We start from the raw sequence: 22,847 nt of genomic DNA on the forward strand, positions 1-22,847 counted from the left end.
AAGGCTAGTACCATCCGGCAAATCATGCAGCACTTCAATTGGTACGACCGGCTCAAGATAGCAACCAAGGGAGCGAACCACCGTAGCTGACGACCACGCATAAATGACACCATGATCTGACCGATCTGGCCCTCCAGCAGACCAAGCCAAGCGAACACCCAACTGCGTCGAGGTTACTTGAGTCGCTCGAGCTGAGTACGCACCTCTGAGTATTGAGCATCTGCTAGATCGCCGAATATTTGCAGAGCTTCGCTCCAGGCCGCCTTTGCTTCTTCATGCCTCTCAAGGGAGAGATATACATGACCAAGATTATTTAGGGTGCGGGCTATCCCCCAGGCATGGCCAACCGCTCTGCGCGTCCCTAACGCACGCAACAGATATGGGAGAGCAAGTTCAGGCTGCCCAGAGACCCGATAAATGTCACCAATATTATTTAGACTAGCGCCCACTCCGTATCTATCTCCTATCGATTCCCTCAGAGACAATGATTTCTTGTGATACTCTAGACTGAGCTCGTAGTTGCCCAAATATTCATAGGAGATCCCCATATTATTGATAGTATTAGCCGAGCCGTACACATCCTTTAGACTGTCGAAAATCTCTAGCGCTTCGATAAATATAGGGAGCGATTCCGCATGCATGCCAAGGTTCCGGTATGTTATTCCTATGTTGTTCAGGCTCTGGGCGACACCCCAGCGATCGTGGATTGTGCGACGAATCTCAAGACAGTGATTCAGGCAAAGCAATGCTTCATCATATTTCCCTAAGTCTTTGTATGCTAATCCCAAGCTATTCATCGCGCCACCGTATTTGGGCCAGTTTTGTGATTTCTTTGATGACTCAACCGCGATCCTTTGGACAGCTATCCATTCATCCCAACTCTTCGAAAGATGAAAGAAGTGGGTCAATGACTCGGCGAGACGTAGAGCAATTTCATATTGGCCAGTAGCGGCGGCGGCCCTTGCTGCAGAAGTCAAATTTACTCGCTCCCGGGAAAGCCAGGCAAATGCGGTATCGTAATCGCCAAAGGCTATTCCAGGTTGTTTGTCTGGATCGCAAGATGCGGAAGGAGATCTCGCTATACACTGATGGGCGAGGAAGGCGACATCCGAGTACCAGGCGAGCAGTTCGGACAAAGTGCTATTTTGCTCCTCAAGCGATTCCACCTCTCTTAGCTTCTTATGGGCATATGCGCGCAGCAGGTCATGCATCGTATAAGCGTCTTCGTTTCCCTGAATCATATACTGATCGGATAGTGTCTCCAGAATACGTTCTGTTTCACCGGTTTCTAAACTCGCCAGCGCAGCAATGGATGAAGCCGTGAAATGAGAACCCGGATGAAGGGCAATTAGACGGAATACCCTCTTTTCTGCCACTGACATAGGGTTATACGACAAAGAAAGTACTGCAGCAACCGCTCGGTCCCCTGCTGCAAGTTCGTCCAAGCGACTCCTCTCATCCTCAAGTCTCGCAGCATACGCCCTGAGGCTCCGTTGAGCCTTCGATTTGAGTCGATATCCCGCAATCGAGATAGCAATACCCAGATATCCACAAAGTCGGCAGATTCTCCTAGCAGCGGCTTCCTCGGCAAAAACACGCGACCGGCCAACTATCTTAGCGAGTAATTCCAAAGCTTCATTCTCAGAAAAGACGTCGAGGTCCAATTGATGGACCTCATCCAGCCCTCCCATTCTTCTTCTGCTCGTAATGATTACCGCAGTTCTCGCATCCATGGGAAGTAAAGGGCGTATCTGGGCTTCATTAATGGCATTGTCCAGAATTATGACACTCTGCGTCCTGGACATTCTATCCCTGAAAAGAGCACTTCTGCCCTCTAAGGAGTCTGGGATCTGAGCTCGAGCCACTCCAAGCATCAGCAGAAAGTCCTGCAGAACAACTTTTGGATCTGCTGGCGTTCGATCTGCAGGATCAAAGCCACGCAAATCGACGTGTAGTTGGTGATCGGCGTAGGCTGTGACCAGTTGATGGGCAATATGGATAGCTAATGTTGTTTTGCCGACACCTCCCATTCCTCCGATTGCAGATATCGCCACGGCTCTACCATCCGTAATCCCGCCTTGAAGAAGTTGACGTAGCTGATTCAACTCACGAATACGACCCGTGAAAATGCTCAGATCTTTGGGGAGTGTGCAACGCACGACAACAGGATCGACAGGAAGAATGAAGTCATTATTTATTACAACTTGGGACCCTTCTGCCACCTGATATATTCGCCCGTCACCGTCGGCGTGCGCATCCATATGCACCAGATTCAAACTCCAAACTTAGTTCGCTTCTATGGCTATTACCTTGAAGAATGCAAAGAGGCCCAGGCCAAGATAGATTGCAGCATCTATCGATGACGATTGCCGGGGTTATTGATCAATAATGTGCTGGTCGCCTCCAGCTTGATAGACGCGAGCCTGCCCGGAGGCCGAGGCGCGCATGCGCACGCTCCGCTTGATCTCGGGCATGGCGGCCTCATCGCCGTACTTTTCGAACGAAGTCGCCTCGGTCCTCCTGGGCAAGCCTGGTTGTTCTGGGGGTCGACACCTCATTTCGCCATCCGTGTGGCCGTCGCCTTGAATAGCTCGACTGGCAGCTCTACTATGTACGAGCATTTCGCGAGCCGCCAGTAGCAGTCCAGCGATTGCAATAAATAGTCCGATTACGCTTGCCAGCTTGTCGGCGTTATCCAGTCCCACTTGAGAAAGATAAACTGCGAGCCCCGCCACGGCGGTCGACGTAGTGGCAATGCCGATCCATATAAACCTGCACCTGCGCATATTCACCATCATCGATGACACCAAGAGATCACGCAATGTGCCTGCACGGTTACATATGTAGACGGCATATCTGGGCAGACCACAACGCTGGGGGCGTCCCCATCGGGATCGTCCTTGCTATGGTGAAGGCTAGGAGAGCCGGAGGCGGGGTAATGCGAGGCCCAGGGGAAGGCAGCGGACCAAGATCTGAGGCCACAGCAGGGAAGCTTCGTTGCTGTTTGCCTCTCGCGGCATGCGGATGCTGCCGCCCACGCCTTGATGGCCCTTGTCGGCGAAGGTCTTCACCCCTGCGGCGGGCAGCGCGTTGATCAGATGGGTGGTGCATGCCGCTGGTCAGGTCATGCGTGGCACCGGGCAGAGCAGGTGAGGCCCAGACGAGCCGGCCGCATCGGCCAAGGCCTGACAGTCGATCGGGATCAGGGTGCCGTCCTGGATGACGTCGGCCAGCCGACCGGCACGTACGGCGGCAGCGCGAACATCGTCGGTGAAAGCGGAGAGCAGGCTAACCGCCTCGCGGACGTAGCGGCAGGCGGTCCTGATGCCGGTGGCGAAGCTGGCCGCCAGACGCGCGTGTCACCGTTGCGCAGGGGTCGAGATGCATCTAGGCGTCGCACCGGCAGCGGCGCTCGGCACGCCGGATACGGATGAGCTCGGTCAGGCGGATAAGGGTGTGATTGGACAGCAGAATCGCAGCAGGGTACGACAGCAACAAGCTCTCAGCGGGACGCTGCACCTCTGGAGTGGCGGTTGTAGGCTCCAGGTCGGCTCACCATCGGATGATGTAGTCAGCGGGACATACGCGGGATGATCAAGTTCTTCAGATGAGCCGTTAACGTGTTCCAGCAGGTCAGGAGGCACTTTTAGATAGGCCTGCCCGCTCTCTCCTAATCCGAAAATCGGACAGTAACCGGGCAGGCGGCAGCGAACCCCTGCACGTGGAGCGTGCGTCAGGGGTGGTGATCCGCTCAGCCGGTCAGGCTGTCGGTTCCAGCGTGACGCGGTACCCGAGCGCCTCGAGCTGGCGGATGTGGTTGCGTTTCTTGCGTTCAGGGCCGATGTGGGTGTCGTAGAAGTCGGCGCCCAGGTCGACGAAACGGGTCTCGGGGTCGGACAGCAGGTGCCAGACGATGGTGAGGATGGAGCGGCCGACGGCGACGATGGCTCGCTTCTTGCCGCGTCGCCGGGCGATGCGGCGGTAGCGTTCGCCGAGGAAGGTATCGGTCCGGCCGGCGTTGAGGGCCGCCTCTCCCAGGACCCGGGCCAGGTAGGGGTTGCCGTGGCCGGTGGCCTCTCGGCCCTTCTTCTTGCCCGCGGACTCCTTTATGCCGGGGGCGAAGCGTGCCCAGGAGGCCAGATGACCGGGGGTCGGAAAGCGGCTCATGTCCAGGCCGATCTCCGACAGGATCACCGAGGCGGCGGTGCGGCCGATGCCGGGGATCTCATCCAGCCGCTCCACCGCCGAGGCGAAAGGGGCAATCAGCTCCTCAATCTTGGTGTCGAGCGCGGCGATGTCGGCGCTGATCTGGTCGACCCGGGCGAGCATCGTGCGCAGCAGGAAGGCGTGGTGGTCGGTGAAGCGGCCGGTGAACGCCTCCTCCAGCGCGCTGATCTTGGCGCGCATGCTGGAGCGGGCCAGTTGCGCCAGTACCTTGGGGTCACGTTCGCCGGCCAGCAAAGCGGCCAGCATGTCCCGGCCGGAGACGCCGAAGATGTCCGAGGCCACGACCGAGACCTTGATCTGGGCGTCCTCCAGCAGCTTCTCCACCCGCTGCTTTTCCGCGGTACGGGCCGCGACCAGATCCACCCGGTAGCGGGTTAAGTCCCGCAACTCCCGGATCTCGGGTGGAGGGACGAAGCTGGGGCGGATCATCTGCCGTTCGGCGACCTTGCACAGCCAGACCGCATCCAGCCGATCGGTCTTGGGACGGCCGGGCAGATGCTTGACGTCACGCGCGTTGACCAGCCAGGTCTCGAACCCGGCCGCTTCCAGGATGTAGAAGACCGGCTTCCAGTAGTCGGAGGTCGCCTCCATCACCACCCTGCTCACCCCCAGGCAGCGCAGACGGTCCGCCATCGTGAGGAGCGCGCGGGTCATCGTGGTGTAGGTCTGGACCTCCTGCAGTCGCCTGCCGGCCTTGCCGTCGTTGGGGATGCGCACGCAGCACACCAAGGTTGCCTTGCCGATGTCCAGTGCCGCGATCCGCTCGATGATCTCCTCGCTGTCCCGCGTTTCTTCCAGCATCGTCATCTCCCGCCGTCTCTTGCGAGCGCCCTGCACGGTTGCCCGCAAGAGCCGCAAGGGAAGTGGCGAAGCTAATCCTTGTGCTCGAAGCACATTGAAGGGCCCATGGCGCGGCTCCCGGCGTCCGACTAAAGCACGACCTCAACCGGGCCAAGGAGAAGCGACGTCGGTGGGCAACCACCCCCGATTTTCAGCCCGGAACGGGCATCCCCGCAGGGATATCGGGGACTAAAGCGGGTGCCGTAGGTTCGAATCCTGCCGGGGGCACGTACCGAATCTCGGCGCAGGCGCCCCTTGTCGTACCCCGGTCGTACGCTACATGGCGATGGGTACACGAGGTGTAGAAGGCGCTTACCAGGGCGCGCTCCGGGCGTTCCAGAATCCGATGCTCGCCCTGCTCCACCAGACGCACGCGCCGTTCGTCGTGACGGTGCTGGCGATGGTCTTCACCGCGGAGCGGCCGAGGGTGGCGGTGGCGGACTCGCACGCGGAGATCAACGACGCTCTCGACCAGTTGCGGGCCGCGGGCTACGGCGACGAGGACAACCAGCCGCTGCCCACCGGGAACGCACGCGACCTGTGCAGGCAGTGGGTGCAGGCCGGCTGGTTGGTACGGCAGGTGTCCGACGACGACGTCGAGGTGTACCGGCTGTCCGCGTACGGCGTCGGTGCGCTCGAGGTCGCCGGGCGGGTCGGCGGAGCGCGGACCAGGGTGTCGGAGTCCCGGGTCAGGACCCTGCTGGAGGCGATCGAGCGACTCGCGCAGGACGCCGATCCGGACGTGATGGCCCGGATATCGCGCCTCCACGAGGAGATCCAGCACCGTCAGAAGGAGCTCACCCGGCTTGAGCAGGGTGGCGTCGTCGAGACCGTCGAGGACGAGCAGCTGCTTGAGGCGGCCGAGAACGTGCTGCACCTGGCGCGGGAACTGCCTGCGGACTTCGCCCGTGTGGCGGAGTCGATCAAAGCCATCCAGCGCGACGTCGTCGCGGAGTTGCGGCACGACGCGCGGCCGACCGGTGAGGTGCTCCGCGAGTACCTGGCCCGCGGCCGGCGCATCCTGGACGCGACGCCGGAGGGCCGTGCGTTCGCGGGGGCGTTGCGTCTGATCGGCGACCCGGCGCAGATCGAGGACCTGTGGAACCAGCTGCGCACGGTGCTGCGGCACCGGTTCACCGGTCTGCTGCCGGAGCAGCAGCGGCGGGAGCTCACCGAGATCTCGCGCCGGATCGAGCAGGGCGTCAAGGAGGTGCTGACCGCGCAGCGGCAGGCATCCCATGTGATCACCACTCAGGTACGCAACCACGATCCGATGCGGGATCGCCAGGTGGACGAGCTCCTGAGGGACGTGATGTCCGGTCTCCACAAGTGGGTTCCCGGTTCACGCCGCGGTGAGGCCGTCGAGCCGCTCCGTCGCCTGCCGGTTGCCGACGTCGGACACCTGCGGCAGCGGACGAGCGACCTGCGGCCACCACAGCCGCCCCCGCCGTTGGCGGAATGGGACGAGGCAGAGGACATGCCGGCCGCGGACACCCGGGCATGGGGCGGCCCTCGGTACGCCGAGTTGCGCGCGCACCTGGCGTCGTTCGCGGGTGACGCGGACAGCGTGGACGTCGTAGCCGCGTTCCGCGCGGCGGGCGAGGACATCCGGCGGCCGGTCGACCTGCTCGGCCTGCTGGAAATCGCCCACGACGCAGGGATGACCGAGACGGCCGAGGTCGCGGTGGTCGACACGGTCCGGCCCGACCGGACCCGGCGACGGTTCGCTCTCGGCGGCGTGGTGGCGGCGAACCCGGCGAACCCGGCGAGCGCGGCGAGCGCGGACAGGAGCGGTGGCGATGAGTGAGCCGGACGGCGCCGACGACGGCTGGTCAGCGGACACGCGGACCGGGTTCATCGACCCGATCTCGATGGAGGACGATCCGGCCGAGTTGTACGCCGGCGACGCGGGCACGCTGGACGCGGACGTGCGGCGGGTGCTGGTCCAGTTGTTGCGGCGCAGGTTCCTGCTGGCCGAGAAGAACCCCGCGCAGTGGCGCACGTTGCTGGAGAACCAGCAGATCATCGAATCGCGGATGCACGACCTGTTCGTCCGGCTCGTGGTCGACCACGACCGAGGCGTCGCCTACAAGCAGCAGGTGCGCTCGGCGGAACTGGACGTGCCGATCCTGCTCAAGGACGACCCCTACACCCGGGCCGAGACCCTGGTGCTGGTGCACCTGCGGACCGTCTTCCAACGGGAGCGCGGCACGGGCGAGGTGTCCGCAAGGGTGGACATCGAGGAGCTGGAGCAGACCGTGCTGACCTACTTCGATCCGAACGACCACAATCTGGCCCGCGGCCAGCAGGAGGTCCGCAACGCGGTGCAGCGGCTGGTCACCGAAGGTCTGCTCACGGAGGAGTCCGCAGGCCGTTATCGGATCACCCCGATGGTGGAGGTCGTGCTGAGTACCGCGAGGCTCGCCGAACTGGAGCAGTGGTTGCGCGGACAGAACGAGGCCACGGCGTGAGCATGATCGACACACTGTTCGGGCTGATCCCGGCGGCGTCACGGGGCCAGCAGTGGGTGGCGCGGGCCCTGCAACTGGTCAACTGGGGCGGCTACGACGGATATCACCACCTGCGACTCGCACCCGGCGCCACCCTGTTCAGCGGAGGTTCCGGATCCGGCAAGTCGACGCTGATGGACTCCTACATCGCGCTGCTCATGCCGCACACGACTCCCTTCAACGGGGCCTCCAACGGCGGGGTGGTCGGCAGGCCCCGGGGCAAGGACCAGCGCAACATCCTCTCCTACGCGCGCGGCAAGCTCGACGAGTCCCGGACCGACGGCGAGACGAGGTCGCGGGTGCTGCGCGGGGACGGCCGCGACACCTGGTCCGCCATCGCGATGACATGGGCCGACCACACCGGCGCCGAGTTCACCGCGCTCCGGGCCTGGTACGTCCCGTCGTCCGCCCGCAGCCTCGACGAAGTCGTGGCGGTGCGCGCCACCTGTGACCGCTCGTACGATCTGCGCACGTTGGAAGGCCCGGCGAACAGGAAGCTCGCGCGTGCCGAGGTCGAGGCGACCGGCTTGAAGTGCTTCGACACCGACCGCGATTTCACCGCGCGTCTCCACACCACCCTCGGCATCGGCGCCGCGGGCGACGGGCACAAGGCGGTCGCGCTGCTGGGCCGGATCCAGGCCGGTCAGCAGATCACCACCGTCGACGCTCTCTACAAGACGATGGTCCTTGAGGAGCCGTCCACACTGGCCACGGCGGACGCGGTGGTGCAGCAGTTCGACGAACTGTCCGGCACCCGGACCAGAATGATCACCGCCCGCCAGCAGGTGAAGGCGTTGACCCCGATCCGCGAACACCGGCGCACCATCGACGAGGCAGTGGACCGGTCACGCCTCATCGACGAGGTCGGATCGTTCACCGACACGTCGTCCCCTGCCGCGTTGTGGCGTCATGAACGCCGGCTCGACCTGCTGCGCGCCGCCGAGAAGGACCTGGCTGAGCGGCACCGCCGAGCCGAGGACGAACTGTCGGAGACCACCGCCCTGGTCAAGGCGACCGAAGTACAGCGTGACGGGGTGGCCGACACGCTTCGCGCGTCCGGTGGTGATCGCCTGGACACCGCACTCCGGGAGATCCGCGGCGTGGAGCAGCGACTGGCCGATGTCGAACGCTCGCGGGAGCGGCTGGACCGGGCGCTCGCCACGATCGGCGCCGGTGTGTCGAACGGTGATGACTTCGCCTCAGTGGTCGAGACGGCGCATCGGTCGCTGGCCGACGCCGACGCCAGGAGGGCCGTCCATGAGCGGTTCGCCGACGCGAGGTCGGAGAAGAAGGACGCCGACCGCGAGCTGGCCGGGTTGCTCGCCGAGCACAAGGCGGTCAAGAACCGGCGGGGCAACATCCCGACCGAGCTGCACGTGGCTCGCGCGGCGTTGGCCGAGGCCGCCGGGCTCAGCCCGGACGACCTGCCGTTCGTCGGCGAGCTGATCGAGGTGCGGACGGAGTTCGAGCCGTGGCGCGAGGCGTTCAACCTTGCACTCGGCGGATTCGCGACGCGGATGCTGATCGACATCGGCCGGCTGAACTCGTTCCGCGAAGCGATCAACGCGGTGCCGACCGCCCGGCGTATCCAGTTCGAGGGCGTGCGTACCGGTCTGCGGGACGAGGTCGGGCTGAACGACAAGACGCTCCCCGGCCGGCTCGACTACCGGCCGTCGCCGTTCACCTCCTGGCTCAAGAGCGAGTTGGCCCGTCGGTTCGACTTCGTCTGCGTCGAGACACCCAGGCTGCTGGGGCAGTACCCCAAGGCACTCACGATCACTGGCCAGACGTCGGAAAGCGGTCGGGGCGCGCACGGCGGCCACGGCCGCGCCAACCTGCTCGGTTTCACCAACACCAGGTTGCTCGCCGACCTTGAGAACCGGATGAGCCTTGCGCGGGAACGCCGTGACGAGGCTGTCGCCCGGGCGACGAAGGCGGAGGAGGACCTCGACTCGGTCGAAACCAGACGCATGGCCTACCAGATCCTGACCGAGTTGTCCTGGGACCAGGTGGACGTCGAGTCCGTCACGGCGGAACGGGACCGCTGGAACCGCATCGTCGACGAAATCCGCGCAGGCGATCCGCGCATCGACCAGATGCAGCGCCAAGTGGACGAACTCAAGGAGCAGGCCAGGGAACTGACCGAACGCGTCGGCCGGCAGAAGGAGAACGTGCGGATACTCGGTGAGTCCTGGCAGGCGACCGTCGACGAGGTGGACCGCGCACAGCAGGCCCTCGACACGGCCGGGGAGACAGGCGCCGATGTCGGTCAGGAGCATCGGGCGTACCTGGATGCGCTGTTCGACAGCGACCTGGACGGCACCGCCCCGGCGGGGGCGCTCGCGGAGTTCGACGCGGCGGTGAAACGGGCCACCGAGCGGCTCCGCGCCGACCGGCAGGCCGCGGCGGAGGCGATCGGCAGGTCGAAGAAGGCGCTGCTCGACACGTTCTCGACGTTCGTCGAGCGCTGGCCGAACCCGAACCTCGGCATCGACGCGGACGACTCGTACCGCGACTTCGATCGCTTGCTCACCGACCTGGAGACCAGCGGGCTGCACGAACTGGAGATCGAGTGGCGGGATAGCCTGCTCAAACTGTCCGGCAACGACCTGACCGGCCTGGACAGCGAGCTCGCCGCCGCTGTCCGGGAGATCCGCGACCGGATCGACCCGGTCAACCGCATCCTCGCCGAACTGCCGTTCGCTGACGACAGGCACCGGCTGCGCATCGACCCGCAGGAGAGCCACTCCACGGTGCGTGCCCGGTTCCGCAAGGAACTGCGCGAAGTACGCGCCTTCATCGACCAGGCGGCGACGGACGAGGACCGGGAGCGCGCCTATCACCGGATGGCCAAGGTGATCGACCGCATCCGACGCACCGCGCCCGACTTCGCCGACCTCGTCGACGTGCGCAACCACGTTCGGATCAGTGCCGAGAAACGCGATCTCGAGGGTGGGCACGTCGCCGTGTACGACCACATCGGCGAGAAGTCCGGCGGCGAATCGCAGGAGCTGGTCGCGTTCATCGTCGGGGCCGCGTTGCGGTACCAACTGGGCGACGCGGGTGCCGACCGCCCCCGCTACGCCCCCGTCTTCCTCGACGAGGCGCTGATCAAGGCGGACGCGCACTTCACCGGCCGGGCCATCGGCGCGTGGCGTGGTCTCGGCTTCCAGCTCGTCATCGGCGCTCCCAACGACAAGCACAGCGCGATCGAGCCGCATGTGGACGCGGAGTACCTGATTCTCAAGAACTCCCAGGGCCGGTCCTGGGCGAAACCCCTGGTCGGTGTTCCGGACGCATGAGCGTACTCGTCACCCCGAAGGACGCCGTCGAGGCCGTCCGCCGCAAGATCGACCAGAAGTGGGCGGAAGCCGTGTGCGCGGGCCTCGGTGTCGGCGACCAGGTCGTGTTCTCCGTTCCGCTCCGCCCCGGCGTGTCGACGGGCAAGGCCGTCGAGCGGCTCGGGCACGCCGCCTGGCACGAGTGGCACATGCAGTGGCGCGAGTTCGCCGGCCGGCTCCCCACCGGTGTGGAACTCGTCCTTAGGGCGGTGACCATCCGAGGAGTCGCCGGCGACTTCCCCGCCACGCTCACCGCGGACCTGGACGGCGCCGTCTCGCTCGTGGCCGACACCCGTACCTGTGCCGAACCTCTGGCCGTGGACATCGACCATGCCCGTGCGCTCGCGTCCGCGCTGCGGTCCGCCGGGGCGATCCTCACCCCGGCCACGCTCCGGGCCGTCTGCCGTCTTGCGGCCGTCGACATGGAGGTTCTGGTCAGTGCCGTCACCTGGCTACGCCGGCACCCCGACGCCGGCACGTGGACCCTGCGGCAACTCCCGGTCCCCGGCATGCACACCAAATGGCTCGACACCCACGGCGCGTTACTGCGCGACGTCGCCGGACGCGATGTACGAGGGGAGGTCCGGCCCCGGCCGACCGTCATGCACCTGACCTACGTCGACCCTGACCACGCTGCGTCCGGCCGCCGCAGGCACGACGCCTGGACCACCGGTGACGTGCACGACATCGCCTACCGCCCACGCGTGGTCCTCGTGGTCGAGAACCGCGACTCCCGCCTCTGGTTCCCGCCGGTCAAGGACACGATCGTGGTCGAGGGCGGCGGCAAGGCCGCAGCTCCCCTGCTCGCGAACGTGCCGTGGATCCGCGCGGCGGACCATGTCGTCTACTGGGGCGACATCGACGCGGACGGCTACACGATCCTCGACCGGTTCCGCGCCGCACTGGCCGAGCCCACCCCCGACGGCGCACCGCCGAAGCCCGTCGCCTCCATCCTCATGGACGCCACCGACCTGCACCACTACTCCGAGCACGGCGTCAACCACGACAGGGCAGGCCGCCCCATCAAGCCGTCACCGGCGGACCTCCCGCACCTCACCGAAGCCGAGAGCATCGCGTACGACACCATCGCGACCGCAGGCTCCACCCCGTTCCGCCGGATCGAACAGGAAGCCATCCCTCTCACCCATGCCGTGAGCCGGCTGCTGCAGATAGTGAAAAGCCAGGGACGTTGAGAACTGCGACCCGCGCCACTCATCCGTGACCGCGAGTGCCTGGGCGACACGAAGTCCTCCGGCTTTGCCGCTGTTCCGTAGCGCGGCCCGGGCGGCGGTCAGTTCGGGCAGGCGTCTTGGCAGCCGCCGAAGCGCCGCATGTCCGGGGCGAGCGAAGCGGGTCTCCCGTGTCCCCCGCGCCGCCTCGGTCATCGCCTGCTTCCAGATCAGGCCGGGAACCGACGTACCGCCCACCTGTCGATAGTGGCGGCCGGCCATGGTGACGTCGACCAGGGGGTACCGGTAAGCACCGCGAGGGTCGCCGAGGCTGACGGCCGCGGCCAGATCAGGGGTGTAACCGGCGTACCAGGCGGAGCGGTGCTCGTCGCCCTCGCCGGGCATGCCCGCCGCCTCGCGGCCGATGCCCTTGAGCCTGCTCTTCGCCAGGACATCCGACAGCACCCCGGTGACCGCGTCGGCGACCGCCGGGTCCAGGACCTGCCGGCACTGCGGCGGGAAGGAGCGCGTGGTGCCCGAGCCGTCACGGATCTCCGTGATCACCACAGGCTCGCAGAAGCGGCCACGGGCGGCGAGGGTGGCGTAGGAGTTGGCCACCGAGACGGGATCGGCCTCGGTGAGACCCAGCGTGAACGTCTCTGTCTCCCGGAGCGGTTTTCCGTCGGCGCTCCTGAGTCCGAGCCCCTCGGCCATCCTGACGGTCTCGCACAGGCCGACCTTCTCCTGCACGCGCATGTTGAAGGTGTTGACCGCGCCTCGTGTGCCCGACCGCAGGGTGACGAACCGTTTCCCGCCCTTCTCCCGATTGTGGATGACGACAGTCGGTTCGGCGGCGCCCTGGCCCGCGCAGTTCTTGACCGTCGCGTAGCCCTGGGCCTGGTACTCGTCGGAGACGGCGAAGCCGTCGCCGTACCGCATGCCGGCGGCGAGCGCCGCGGCCAGGGTGTAGGGCATCGAGGTTGTGCCCTGCTGGAAGGCAGGCCCGTCGCCGGCGTCATGGCTGACGGCCATGGCCCTGATGGCGCCTTCGCCCGGCACGATCATCACCTGCGTGGCGAGCTGCGGGTCGTCGCGATCGACATAGGCGTCGACGGCCTGCTGGGCCGCCCGCTGGAGCCGCTGGTCGATCGTCGTACGGATCGTCAGGCCGTCGTGGGTGAGCAGCCGCGGGTCCTCGGAAAATCAGCAATGCCTTCATCGTTGCCCTTCGGCGCGCCTCACCCGATGTACGGATCATCGGGGAACGGGCACGGCTCGGACAACCGGGAATGACCACGGCGGCCTTCCGGACGTCAGGCCGCCAATCGCTGGAGTCCCTGGCCCCTGGTCAGGCGGCCTCGGGGGCGGCGGTGGCGTGGTGGTCGCGGACGGCGTCGAGGAAGCGGGAGACGTGCTCGAAGAACAGGCGGCCCTCGGGGAGGACGTCGGCGAGGAGGGGGAAGATGTGCGGCATGCGGGTCCACTCCTCGTAGGTGACCTGCACGCCGTTCTCCCGGGCGCTGAGGGCGACGCGGCGGGCCTCGTCGCGCAGGACCTCGGTGGAGCCCGTGACGATCATCAGCGGGGGAATCCCGGTGTAGTCGCCGTACACGGGGGACACGAGGGGGTCGCGGCAGTCGAGGCCGTCGGTCCAGCGGCGGGCCAGCCAGTCGACGCGGCCCGCGGGGAGCATGGGGTCGGACCAGACGTTGACGCGGCGGCGGCTCTCGCTGAGGTCGGTCCAGGGGGAGAGGCAGACGCCGGCGGCGGGCAGGGGCATGCCCCGGTCGCGGAGGGCCAGCAGAGTGGCCAGGGTGAGGTGGCCCCCGGCGGAGTCCCCGGCCAGCAGGATGTCCTTGGCGGCGTACCCGAGGTCCAGCAGGCACTCGTACGCCTGGAGCGCGTCGGCCAGTGACTCGGCGAGGGTGTGGACAGGCCCCTGGCGGTAGTCGAGGGAGAAGACCGGGCTGCCCGCGGCGGCCGACAGCCGCCAGGTGATCGGCCGGTGGGTGGCCGGGGAGCAGACGAAGTAGGCCCCGCCGTGGAAGTAGAGCACCACCTTCCGCTCGTCCAGGTACGGCCCGCCGTGCACCCACTCGCCCGTGCACGAGCCGAAGCCGTCGGGGACGACGGACACGTGGCCGGGCAGGATGCCGGGAACGCGCTCGCCGAGGCACATCAGCCGGCTGGCCACCGCCATCCCCGTGGTGTTGCGGACCAGTAGGGTCGAGATCGGCTTCATGGTGCCGCGGAGCACGCCGTTGATCGCGGCCGCCTGCCAGCTGACCGGATATTCCGGACGAATATCAACATTAAGCTCATCTACCATGCAAGCCTCCTAAAAGGGATATTCCCAGTTAGGCAATCTGTTCTACCGCTAGGTAGGTTTCATCCCCATTGCGACAATGTTACGACAAGGTAACATCCGCAGGTCATGGGTTCCCCACGCGGAGACCCGAAAAGGCCCCGCTGCCCCACGCCCACGCCCTCAGTCCACGGGAATCGCGGACTCCCGGTAAAGTTTTCGCAAAACGCGCGGCGTGGAGGCGAGTTTGACGAGCGGCGCGGCGCTTCCCCTCTATCCCCGGCTGGCCTGGTACGGCTTCCGCAGGCATGCCGCCTACTGGCCGGCGGCCCTGGCCGGGGCGTTCACCAACACCGTCTTCGGGGTGCTGCGCGCGTACGTGCTGATCGCGCTGTGGCAGGCCCGGCCGGGCCTCGGGGGGTACTCCGTCGCGGACGCCGTGACCTTCTGCTTTCTCACCCAGGCGTGCATCGGCCCGATGCAGCTGTTCGGCGTCGGGCTCGACCTGCCGCAGCGGATCCGCAGCGGCGACGTCGCGCTCGACCTGGTCCGGCCGGCGCCCCTGCAACTGTGGTGCCTGTCGGAGGACCTGGGCCGGGCGGCGTTCCTCTTCCTCGCCCGGAGCGTCCCGCCCGCCCTCGCGGGCGCGGCGCTGTTCGGCATCGTCGCCCCGCGCGCCCCGGCCGCCTTCCTGGCGAGCGTCACGCTCGGGGTGGTGGTGAGCTTCGGGTGGCGCTACCTGGTCGCGCTGGCGTCCTGCTGGGTCATGGACGACCGTGGTCTCGCCACGCTCTCGCTGGTGCTCACGACGTTCTTCAGCGGGCTCATGCTGCCCCTGACGATCTTTCCCGGATGGTTCGGCTCGCTCACCCGCGCCCTGCCGTGGGCGGCGATGGCGCAGGCGCCCTCCGACGTCTACCTCGGCACGGCCGAGCCGGTGCACGCCCTGGCCTTCCAGGCGCTGTGGGCGACGGTCCTGCTGGCACTGGGGGCGCTGCTGACGCGGGCCGCCCGCAGGAAGGTCGTGATCCAGGGTGGGTGAGCGCCGGTGATCAGGACGTACGCGCTGCTCGTCTGGGCCTGGACGCGCGCCGCCGCGCAGTACCGCGTCTCGTTCGCGCTCATGGCCGCGGGCGCCTTCGTGATCGGCGGGCTCGACATCGCCGTGATCTGGGTGATCTTCGCGAACACCGACTCCCTGGCCGGGTTCGGACCGGCCGAGGTCATGTTCCTGTACGGCACGTCGGAACTGGCCTTCGCGACCTCCGACATGCTGTTCGGCAACGTCGACCGGATCAGTCAGCACATCAAGGCCGGGACGCTCGACGTGATGCTGGTCAGGCCGGTCGCCACCTGGGCGCAGGTGGCCGCCGACCGTTTCGGGCCGCACCGGATCGGCCGGGTCGTCATGGCGGCGGCGGTGCTCGGCGTCGCCCTGGCCCGGCTGGACATACCGCTCGGCAGGGCCTGGATGGTGCCCGTCATGGTCGTCTCAGGCATCGTGATCTTCACGTCGATGTTCACCCTCGGCGGCGCGCTGCAGTTCCTGCTCACCGACGCGCCCGAGGTGGCCAACGCGTTCACCTACGGCGGGGCGATGCTCAACCAGTACCCGCTGAGCGTCTACGACCCGCGCATCGTGCAGGGCCTCACGTACGTGCTGCCGCTGGCGTTCGTCAACTGGCGGCCGGGGCTCTACGTGCTCGACCGGCCCGACCCCCTCGGCCTGCCGTCCTGGACGGGCCTGCTGTCCCCCGCCGCCGCGCTCGCGCTGGCCGCCGTGGCCGCGCTCGCCTGGCGGGCGGGAATCCGCCGATACCGATCAACGGGGAGCTGACCAGATGACCGAGGTGGACCAGTGATCGACGCGGCGGAGCTCGGCCGGGTCTTCCGGGTGCGCCGCCGGGTCGTGCACGCCGTACGGGACCTGTCCTTCCACGTCGCGCCCGGGGAGTTCGTCGCCTGCCTCGGCCCGAACGGCGCGGGCAAGTCCACCACGATCAAGATGCTGACCGGGATCCTCGCCCCCACCTCGGGCCGGATCAGGGTGGACGGCCTCGACCCGGCCCGGCGCCGTACGGCCCTCGCCCGCCGGATCGGGGTCGTCTTCGGCCAGCGGACCACGCTGTGGTGGGATCTGCCGCTGAGGGACAGCCTGGAGCTGAACCGGCTCCTTTACAAAGTAGATCGCAAGGTGTTCCGCGACCGGCTGGACGAGCTCTGCGTCCTGCTGGATCTCGGCGGCTTCCTCACGACGCCGGTGCGTCAGCTGAGCCTCGGGCAGCGGATGCGCGGCGACATCGCCGCCGCCCTGCTGCACGACCCCGCCGTGCTGGTGCTCGACGAGCCGACGATCGGGCTCGACGTCGTCAGCAAGGCGGAGGTGCGCGACTTCCTGCGGCGCCGCAACGCGGAGCACGGGACGACGGTGCTGCTGACCACGCACGACCTCGGCGACGTGGAGCGGCTGTGCCGGCGGGTACTGCTGATCGACCACGGCAGCCTGGCCTTCGACGGCACACTCGACGACCTGCGGGCGCTGGTCCCCGGCCGGACGTCCATCGAGGAAGTGGTGACCGACCTCTACCTCAGTAGCCGAGGGTCTCCTCGTACTCCTCCTCTTCCTCCCGTTCCGGGCGGGACCAGCGGGACGGCATGAGCACCGGGAGGAACAACGCGATGCCGAGCAGGGCGTACACGCCGGTCGACAGCAGCGTGAGCGCGCCCCGGCCGGCCTGCAGCAGCTCCGCGTGCACCGAGGGCCCGGTGGGTACCAGGCTCGCGGCGCGCGACACGTCGAGGAGGTAGACCACGGTCCACGCCAGCAGCGCCATCGACGGGACGAACGTCGACAGCGGCGACACACGGGTGACCAGCACCAGCCCGAGCAGCAGGCCGACGACGACCATGACACCCAGGGCGATCAGCATCCGCGTGTCCCTGACGGGGTCCACGTTCTGCACGGCCCCTCGCACCGCCTCCTGAGACGCCCATCCACCACCGACGAGAAGAGCCGCCGCGACGACAACGCCCAGGAGCAGCCCGAAGAAGTGCCGCATGAACACCACCTTGGGTGAGAGGTCCGCGGCAACACTAGCGACAAAGAGCGGTCAAGGTCATCACTTGTGAACGGCGATGATGCCGACACGGACGATTTGCTCGCTACGGACGCGGTTCCAGGGATATGTGCGGGGACAGCGCGCGCAGGAAATCGGGGGCGTCGAAGACCTCGCCGGCGGAGACGACGCCGACGGCCCGGGTCTGTCCGGCGAGTACGCGGCCGACCGCCTCGACCGCGAGCGGCGCGGTCACGGCGTAGATGTCCCGGCCGCTCGCCACGGCGCGCCGTTCGGCCCCGCCGGAGCGTACGACGACGTCGACGAGGAAGGTCTGCGCGGACCGCCCGCGCTCGTCCACCGGAACCGGCGCCGGTGTCTCCGGGGCCGACAGGTCCCTGGCCGCCTCCACCGTCATGTAGGTGCGCACATCGGGGATGGACAGGTGGCTGGGGATGGTGACGACGTCGGCCATCGTGAACTCCCCGATGACGGCTCGAGGTCCCATCGGGCCGGGGAAGGGCCACTCCAGGGTCGGCAGGTCGTCGTCGTGGTACTCCAGCCGGCCGTTCCGGTAACGGACGCGCCGGCCGGCCCGCCGCTGCTCGGAGACCGCACCCGCGGCACGTGTCCCGGCGGTCGGGTGCCAGCCGCTCAGCCCGTACGCGACGTGCGCCTCGTCGGCCGAGCTCCAGTCGCCCATCGCGGCCGTCACCAGCAGGTCGCCGAGGCCGCCGTAGAAGGCCATCGCGGGGACGATCAACGCTCCCGCGGCGCGGGCGCGGTCCGCGAAGTTCCGGAAGGTGTCGGCGTTGGCCTCGATCTCGGCGGCCACGTCCACGTACGGGATCCCGCCGCGCAGCGCGGCCTCGATCACGGGGGCGGCCGTCGTGGCGAAGGGGCCGGCACAGTTGATCACCGCCGCCACGCCGGCCAGCGCGCGGTCGAGCGAGGCGGGGTCGTCGACGGACGCCTGACGGGTCTCCAGCCCGGACTCGGATGCCAGCTTCGTCAGCTTGCCGGCGTCGCGCCCGGACGGAACCGGCACGAACCCGCGCTCGAGCAGGTGTGCCACCACGAACCGTCCGGTGTGCCCGTACGCGCCGAACACCGCCACCCTGAGTCCCGACTCCACGGCTTCTCCCTCTATTTCATGATCCGCTGCGATCCGTCGGGAACATCCTGACGATCGCGGGCATGCCACCGTGAGTGTCCGGAACGCCGTTATCCGTACAATTTCGGACGTGGTCACTGTCGCGCTGGCCGTCACCGACGGGATGCTGCACTTCGAGCTGTCCCTGGCGTACGAGGTCTTCGGAACGGACCCCGGCCTGGCCGATCCCTGGTACGGCCTCGTCGTCTGCGGGCCCGGCGCCGTACGGGCCGGGCGGTTCCTGCTGGAACCCGACCACGGGCTCGATCGGCTCCGGCACGCCGGCATCGTGATCGTCCCGGGGTGGGCGGACGTCGACGTCGAGCCGCCCGCCGTTCTGGTCGACGCGGTGCGCGCGGCCCACGAGGCGGGCGCGCGCGTGGCCTCCCTGTGCACGGGCGCGTTCGTGCTGGCCGCCGCCGGCCTGCTGGACGGGAAGCGCGCGACCACGCACTGGGCGCACACCGGCGACCTGGCCGCCCGCTACCCGAAGGTGCGGGTGGACCCGGACGTCCTGTACGTGGACGACGGCAGCGTGCTCACCTCCGCCGGCAAGGCCGCGGCCATGGACCTGTGCCTGCACATCGTCCGCCTCGACCACGGCTCGTCGATCGCCAACGCGGTCGCCCGCCGCCTGGTCGTGCCCCCGCACCGGGACGGCGGCCAGGCCCAGTTCGTCACCACCCCGGTGCCCGCCCCGGGCAACCACCCGCTCGCCGCGCTGTTCCCCTGGGTGATCGAACGGCTGGACCAGCCGCTCACTGTGGAGGACCTGGCCCGCCAGGCGCGGATGAGCTCGCGCAATCTGGCCCGCCACTTCAGGTCGGTGACCGGCACCAGCCCGCTGCGCTGGCTGCTGACCCAGCGGATCCGCCACGCCCAGGAGTTGCTCGAGACCACGGACGAGACCGTCGACGCCATCGCGGCGGCCACCGGCATGGGCACCGCGACGACCCTGCGCCGGCACTTCAACCGCACGGTGGGCGTGCCTCCGGACGCCTACCGCCGCACCTTCCGATCACCTACGACCGCTCGCGGGGCACCGGTCAGGCGGTGACGTCCTTGCTCGTGAAGCGCGCCCAGGCGACCGAGCCGAACACCAGGACGTAGGCGGCGAACGCCAGCAGCCCCTGCCCCATCCGGTCGACGTCCATCGGCGCCCGCAGGGCGCCGTCGAACGCGCCCCACCAGGTCGTGAGCAGGAACGGCCGTACGGCGGCGAGCTGCGGGACCGCGCTCAGGACCTGGCTGACCACCACCGTCACGACGCTGGCCGCCACCGCCCCGATCGGCGCCTCGGTCAGCGTGGAGACCGCGAGCGCGACGGCGCCGAGGGCCGCCATCCCGGCGGCGGCGTACAGCACGACCACCCCGATGCGCAGCAGGGCGGCGGACGCCGAAACCGTCGTGCCCGACAGCAGCGTCACCGGCCCCGCCGGGAACAGCACCAGCCCCGCCGCCAGCGCCGACAGCGCCACCAGCGCGCACGCGGCGAGACAGAAGACCACCACGTTGGCGTACTTGAGCGCGAGCAGCCTGGCCCGTCCCACGGGGGCGACGAGCAGGTAACGCAGCGTGCCCTGGGCGGCCTCGCCCGCCACAGCGTCGCCCGCCACGACCGCCACCGTGAGCGGCAGCACGATCGGCAGCATGATCGCGAAGGCGGCGAACGTCAACATCAGCCCGTTGCCCGCGATCTGGCCGACGATCGAACCGCCCGTGTCGTCCGACGCGAGGCGCACCGCCACGCCGATCAGCACCGGCACGACCGCGAGCACACCGAGCATCGCGAGGTTGCGCGGCCGGCGGAACGTCAGCCCGGCCTCGGAGGCGAGCAGCCGCGCCACGTGCCGCACGGACGACGGGCGCGGCGCGGCCCCCGTTTCGGACGCGCCGCCCAACCCACCGCTCAACCCATCGCCTGGCCCGCCGTCCAACGCCGTGCCCGGCTCGGTGCCCAGCCCGTCGTCCAACGCCATGCCCGGCCCGCCGTCCGACGCGCCGCCCGGGGTGCCGGGCGCGGCCTCGTCGAGCGGCGCCCGCTCCTCCACCACCGGCCGCGCCACCGGCCGTGCCTCCGGCGCGGCTGTCCCGGTCTCATGCCTCGACATCGAACCCCTCCCCCGTCAGCCCGACGAAGACCTCCTCCAGCGTGGGACGGACCACCCCGAACCCCCGCACCGCCACGCCCTCGCCGACGAGCAGCGCGCAGATCCGCTCGGGCGGCTCCTCCCCGGCGTGCGCCGTGACCTCGCCGTCCCCGGCGCGCACAGCGTCCAGCCCGGCCCGGGACAGCGCGGCCGCCGCCACGGCGACGTCCGGGGTCTCCACGCGCAGGCGCGGGGCCGCGCCCGCCTCACGCAGGGCGGCGACCGGGCCCTGCGCGACGAGCCGGCCGGCCCGCATGACGCCCACGTGGCCGCACATCTGCTCAACCTCGCCCAGCAGGTGGGAGGAGACGAAGACCGTCGTGCCGTCCTCCGCGATCTCCCTGATCAGCGTGCGGACCTCGCGGGTGCCCTGCGGGTCGAGGCCGTTGGTCGGCTCGTCGAGCACCAGCAGCTCGCGCGGCCCCAGCAACGCCGCCGCGATGGCCAGGCGCTGGCGCATCCCGAGGGAGTAGGCGCGGTAGCGCTTGCCGGCCGCCGCCGTCAGCCCGACCCGCTCCAGCGCGGCGCCGATCCTGGCCCGTGCTGTGCGGGGGTCGGCGCCGGGGTCGGCCGCGTCGAAGCGGCGCAGGTTCGCCTCACCGGACAGGTACGGATAGAAGGCCGGTCCCTCGACCAGCGCGCCGACCCTCGGCAGCGCGCGGGCCAGCCCGCCGGGCATGGGCGCCCCGAGCAACGACCAGGCGCCGGACGTCGGGGTCACCAGGCCGAGCAGCATGCGGATCGTCGTCGTCTTGCCCGAGCCGTTGGGGCCGAGGAAGCCGTAGACCGATCCCCGCGGCACGGCCAGGCCGACGCCGTCGACGGCGAGCTGACCACCCCGGAAGCGTTTGGTGAGACCGGTGGTGACGACGGCGTGCGCGCCGCCCTCCGAAGAGGGCGGGGGCGCCGCCGCGTCCTTCCGCGGCGCCCCCGCGCGCGTGCCCACCGTCACCGGGCGGCCCGGTAGAGGGCGTCCGGCGTCACGGCGCCGGCCAGCAGCCGGCCGTCGTCGGTGAGCAGGATCGACACGACCTTGGTGCGCAGCAGCCGGCCGCTGCCCCACTCTCCACTCACCGGCGTGGCCACGGAGCGGACGCCGCCGAGCAGCGCCGCCACGTCGGGTCCGCCGCCCTTCCGCTCGTCCCGCTTCTCGTCGGTGGCGGCGGGCAGCGGCGCGACGAGCACCGCGTCCCAGCCCGAGCCGACGACGCGGGTCCCGTCGTGCGCGCCGGGGGCCGTCTCGGGGCGGCGGCCCGCCGCGGGGACGTCCACCCCCTGCTCGACCTTCGCCCCCGGCGGGGGCGTGAAGGCGAAGTTCTCCGGGGCGGGGCTGGTGAAGGACAGCGTCTCGAAACCGACCTCGAACGCGGGCTCGGCGGCCCCCTTGGCGTACAGCTGGACGCGCAGCGGCATCAGCGTCTCACCGTCGAGGGCCACCCGGACGTCCCTGACCAGCGAGTCGGACGACCTAGGGGTCAGCACGAGCTGGTAGGCCCCCCGTCCGGCGACCGTGACGTCGTCGCCGACGCTGATCGCGGTGTCGGTCCCGGCCGCCTTCAGCACCTCCCGCGCGACCTGCTCCGGCGTCGCCGGCAGCGACGCGGGGCGGGACGGCAGCGGGAAGGGGGTGGCCGTCCCGCCGGGGGCGGCCGGGGCGGTCAGGCGGGTCGCCTTGTTCGCCGCGCTGTCCCACAGCCACACCTTGTCGCCGTCGGCGATGAGGTCGGTCTCGCTCATCTCCCCCGGCAGCATGATGCGGAACCGATTCTCCCCCGCGTACCAGATCTTGAGCTGGTGCGACCCGGACAGCAGGGACACCGGCGAGGCCCCGGACGGCCCCGGCCCGGACAGGCCGGGCAGCGAGGGCAGGCCGAGCGACGCGGTCTCGACGATCGTGCCGGACATCTGCGGCATCGGGCCGTGCTGCCAGGTGCGCGCCACATCGGCCAGCAGCTGCTCCGCCGTCCTGTCCGGCAGGGACGGCTCGCCGCCCACCGACGCGATCACCGGGCCGGCCCCCACGGCCGCGGCCACCACGGCCGCCGCCGCCACCGGAATCCCCCACCTCACGACACGAGCTTTCTTCGCCATCTCAC

General features: G+C 68.4%; 16 protein-coding genes and 1 pseudogene. 8 read left to right on the forward strand and 9 right to left on the reverse strand.

The window, feature by feature from the left end:
• Positions 1–173: 173 nt before the first annotated feature.
• From HHX37_RS25285 to HHX37_RS25290, 3 genes and pseudogenes are all read right to left on the reverse strand, one after another.
• Positions 174–2,267, reverse strand: coding sequence for a tetratricopeptide repeat protein (locus HHX37_RS25285; RefSeq protein ID WP_310740529.1), 2,094 nt, complete (start codon positions 2,265–2,267; stop codon positions 174–176).
• A gap of 747 nt (positions 2,268–3,014) precedes the next feature.
• Positions 3,015–3,495, reverse strand: a pseudogene (locus tag HHX37_RS37115) (IS5/IS1182 family transposase); the annotation flags it as partial.
• A 264-nt stretch (positions 3,496–3,759) separates the two neighbouring features.
• Positions 3,760–5,121 carry an IS110 family transposase gene (locus tag HHX37_RS25290; protein ID WP_220503114.1) on the reverse strand — a complete coding sequence of 454 codons (1,362 nt, stop codon included), beginning with the start codon at positions 5,119–5,121 and terminating at the stop codon, positions 3,760–3,762.
• A 232-nt stretch (positions 5,122–5,353) separates the two neighbouring features.
• Between HHX37_RS25290 and HHX37_RS25295 the strand changes: the two genes are divergently transcribed.
• Genes HHX37_RS25295 through HHX37_RS25310 form a run of 4 tightly spaced genes read left to right on the forward strand, consistent with a single transcriptional unit; the run spans position 5,354 to position 12,111 of the window.
• Positions 5,354–6,874 carry a DUF3375 domain-containing protein gene (locus tag HHX37_RS25295; RefSeq protein WP_182887009.1) on the forward strand — a complete coding sequence of 507 codons (1,521 nt, stop codon included), beginning with the start codon at positions 5,354–5,356 and terminating at the stop codon, positions 6,872–6,874.
• Positions 6,867–7,538: a DUF4194 domain-containing protein gene (locus HHX37_RS25300; protein ID WP_182887010.1), complete on the forward strand. Its 672-nt coding sequence runs from the start codon at positions 6,867–6,869 to the stop codon at positions 7,536–7,538. The genes HHX37_RS25295 and HHX37_RS25300 overlap by 8 nt, the downstream gene beginning before the upstream one ends.
• Before the next feature lie 2 nt (positions 7,539–7,540).
• Entirely contained in the window at positions 7,541–10,879 is a 3,339-nt protein-coding gene (locus HHX37_RS25305) for an ATP-binding protein (protein WP_259406770.1), read from the forward strand.
• Positions 10,876–12,111: a DUF3322 and DUF2220 domain-containing protein gene (locus HHX37_RS25310; RefSeq protein ID WP_182887012.1), complete on the forward strand. Its 1,236-nt coding sequence runs from the start codon at positions 10,876–10,878 to the stop codon at positions 12,109–12,111. The genes HHX37_RS25305 and HHX37_RS25310 overlap by 4 nt, the downstream gene beginning before the upstream one ends.
• A gap of 1,324 nt (positions 12,112–13,435) precedes the next feature.
• Here the strand turns inward: HHX37_RS25310 and HHX37_RS25315 are convergent.
• Entirely contained in the window at positions 13,436–14,416 is a 981-nt protein-coding gene (locus HHX37_RS25315; RefSeq protein WP_182887013.1) for an alpha/beta hydrolase, read from the reverse strand.
• A gap of 211 nt (positions 14,417–14,627) precedes the next feature.
• On the opposite strand from HHX37_RS25315, the gene HHX37_RS25320 reads away from it, so the two are divergent.
• From HHX37_RS25320 to HHX37_RS25330, 3 genes are read left to right on the forward strand one after another with little or no spacing between them, the layout of a single operon-like run.
• The gene (locus HHX37_RS25320; protein WP_310740518.1) at positions 14,628–15,434 is read left to right on the forward strand and encodes an ABC transporter permease; all 807 of its coding nucleotides are present in this window, start codon (positions 14,628–14,630) and stop codon (positions 15,432–15,434) included.
• Positions 15,435–15,440: 6 nt separating this feature from the next.
• Positions 15,441–16,229 (forward strand): ABC transporter permease, encoded by a 789-nt coding sequence (locus tag HHX37_RS25325; protein ID WP_111701221.1) that lies wholly within the window; start codon positions 15,441–15,443, stop codon positions 16,227–16,229.
• Positions 16,230–16,250: 21 nt separating this feature from the next.
• On the forward strand, positions 16,251–17,051 hold the full coding sequence (locus tag HHX37_RS25330; protein WP_182875187.1) for an ABC transporter ATP-binding protein: 801 nt from the start codon (positions 16,251–16,253) through the stop codon (positions 17,049–17,051).
• On the opposite strand, the gene HHX37_RS25335 is transcribed toward HHX37_RS25330, so the two are convergent.
• The gene (locus tag HHX37_RS25335) at positions 16,981–17,451 is read right to left on the reverse strand and encodes a hypothetical protein (RefSeq protein WP_111701258.1); all 471 of its coding nucleotides are present in this window, start codon (positions 17,449–17,451) and stop codon (positions 16,981–16,983) included. The genes HHX37_RS25330 and HHX37_RS25335 overlap by 71 nt on opposite strands.
• Positions 17,452–17,554: 103 nt before the next feature.
• A complete protein-coding gene (locus tag HHX37_RS25340; protein WP_182887014.1) occupies positions 17,555–18,583 on the reverse strand; it encodes a saccharopine dehydrogenase family protein in 1,029 nt (342 codons plus the stop codon).
• A 109-nt stretch (positions 18,584–18,692) separates the two neighbouring features.
• On the opposite strand from HHX37_RS25340, the gene HHX37_RS25345 reads away from it, so the two are divergent.
• Positions 18,693–19,658, forward strand: a complete 966-nt coding sequence (locus HHX37_RS25345; RefSeq protein ID WP_182887015.1) for a helix-turn-helix domain-containing protein — start codon at positions 18,693–18,695, stop codon at positions 19,656–19,658.
• On the opposite strand, the gene HHX37_RS25350 is transcribed toward HHX37_RS25345, so the two are convergent.
• Genes HHX37_RS25350 through HHX37_RS25360 form a run of 3 tightly spaced genes read right to left on the reverse strand, consistent with a single transcriptional unit; the run spans position 19,648 to position 22,821 of the window.
• On the reverse strand, positions 19,648–20,712 hold the full coding sequence (locus HHX37_RS25350; RefSeq protein ID WP_259406724.1) for an ABC transporter permease subunit: 1,065 nt from the start codon (positions 20,710–20,712) through the stop codon (positions 19,648–19,650). The two genes, HHX37_RS25345 and HHX37_RS25350, sit on opposite strands and share 11 nt — an antisense overlap.
• A complete protein-coding gene (locus tag HHX37_RS25355) occupies positions 20,699–21,703 on the reverse strand; it encodes an ABC transporter ATP-binding protein (protein ID WP_182887016.1) in 1,005 nt (334 codons plus the stop codon). The genes HHX37_RS25350 and HHX37_RS25355 overlap by 14 nt, the downstream gene beginning before the upstream one ends.
• The gene (locus HHX37_RS25360) at positions 21,700–22,821 is read right to left on the reverse strand and encodes a DUF2092 domain-containing protein (protein ID WP_310740519.1); all 1,122 of its coding nucleotides are present in this window, start codon (positions 22,819–22,821) and stop codon (positions 21,700–21,702) included. The genes HHX37_RS25355 and HHX37_RS25360 overlap by 4 nt, the downstream gene beginning before the upstream one ends.
• Positions 22,822–22,847: the final 26 nt, after the last annotated feature.

It is taken from the genome of Microbispora sp. H10885 (assembly GCF_014161415.1).
In the GTDB taxonomy this organism is placed as follows: domain Bacteria; phylum Actinomycetota; class Actinomycetes; order Streptosporangiales; family Streptosporangiaceae; genus Microbispora; species Microbispora triticiradicis.

What these genes read in the sequence shown, in the direction of transcription:
- HHX37_RS25295 (WP_182887009.1), top strand. Translation starts at nt 5,354, where the DNA reads ATGGGTACACGAGGTGTAGAAGGCGCTTACCAGGGCGCGCTCCGGGCG.
- HHX37_RS25300 (WP_182887010.1), top strand. Translation starts at nt 6,867, where the DNA reads ATGAGTGAGCCGGACGGCGCCGACGACGGCTGGTCAGCGGACACGCGG.
- HHX37_RS25305 (WP_259406770.1), top strand. Translation starts at nt 7,541, where the DNA reads ATGATCGACACACTGTTCGGGCTGATCCCGGCGGCGTCACGGGGCCAG.
- HHX37_RS25310 (WP_182887012.1), top strand. Translation starts at nt 10,876, where the DNA reads ATGAGCGTACTCGTCACCCCGAAGGACGCCGTCGAGGCCGTCCGCCGC.
- HHX37_RS25315 (WP_182887013.1), bottom strand. Translation starts at nt 14,416, where the DNA reads ATGGTAGATGAGCTTAATGTTGATATTCGTCCGGAATATCCGGTCAGC.
- HHX37_RS25335 (WP_111701258.1), bottom strand. Translation starts at nt 17,451, where the DNA reads ATGCGGCACTTCTTCGGGCTGCTCCTGGGCGTTGTCGTCGCGGCGGCT.
- HHX37_RS25350 (WP_259406724.1), bottom strand. Translation starts at nt 20,712, where the DNA reads ATGTCGAGGCATGAGACCGGGACAGCCGCGCCGGAGGCACGGCCGGTG.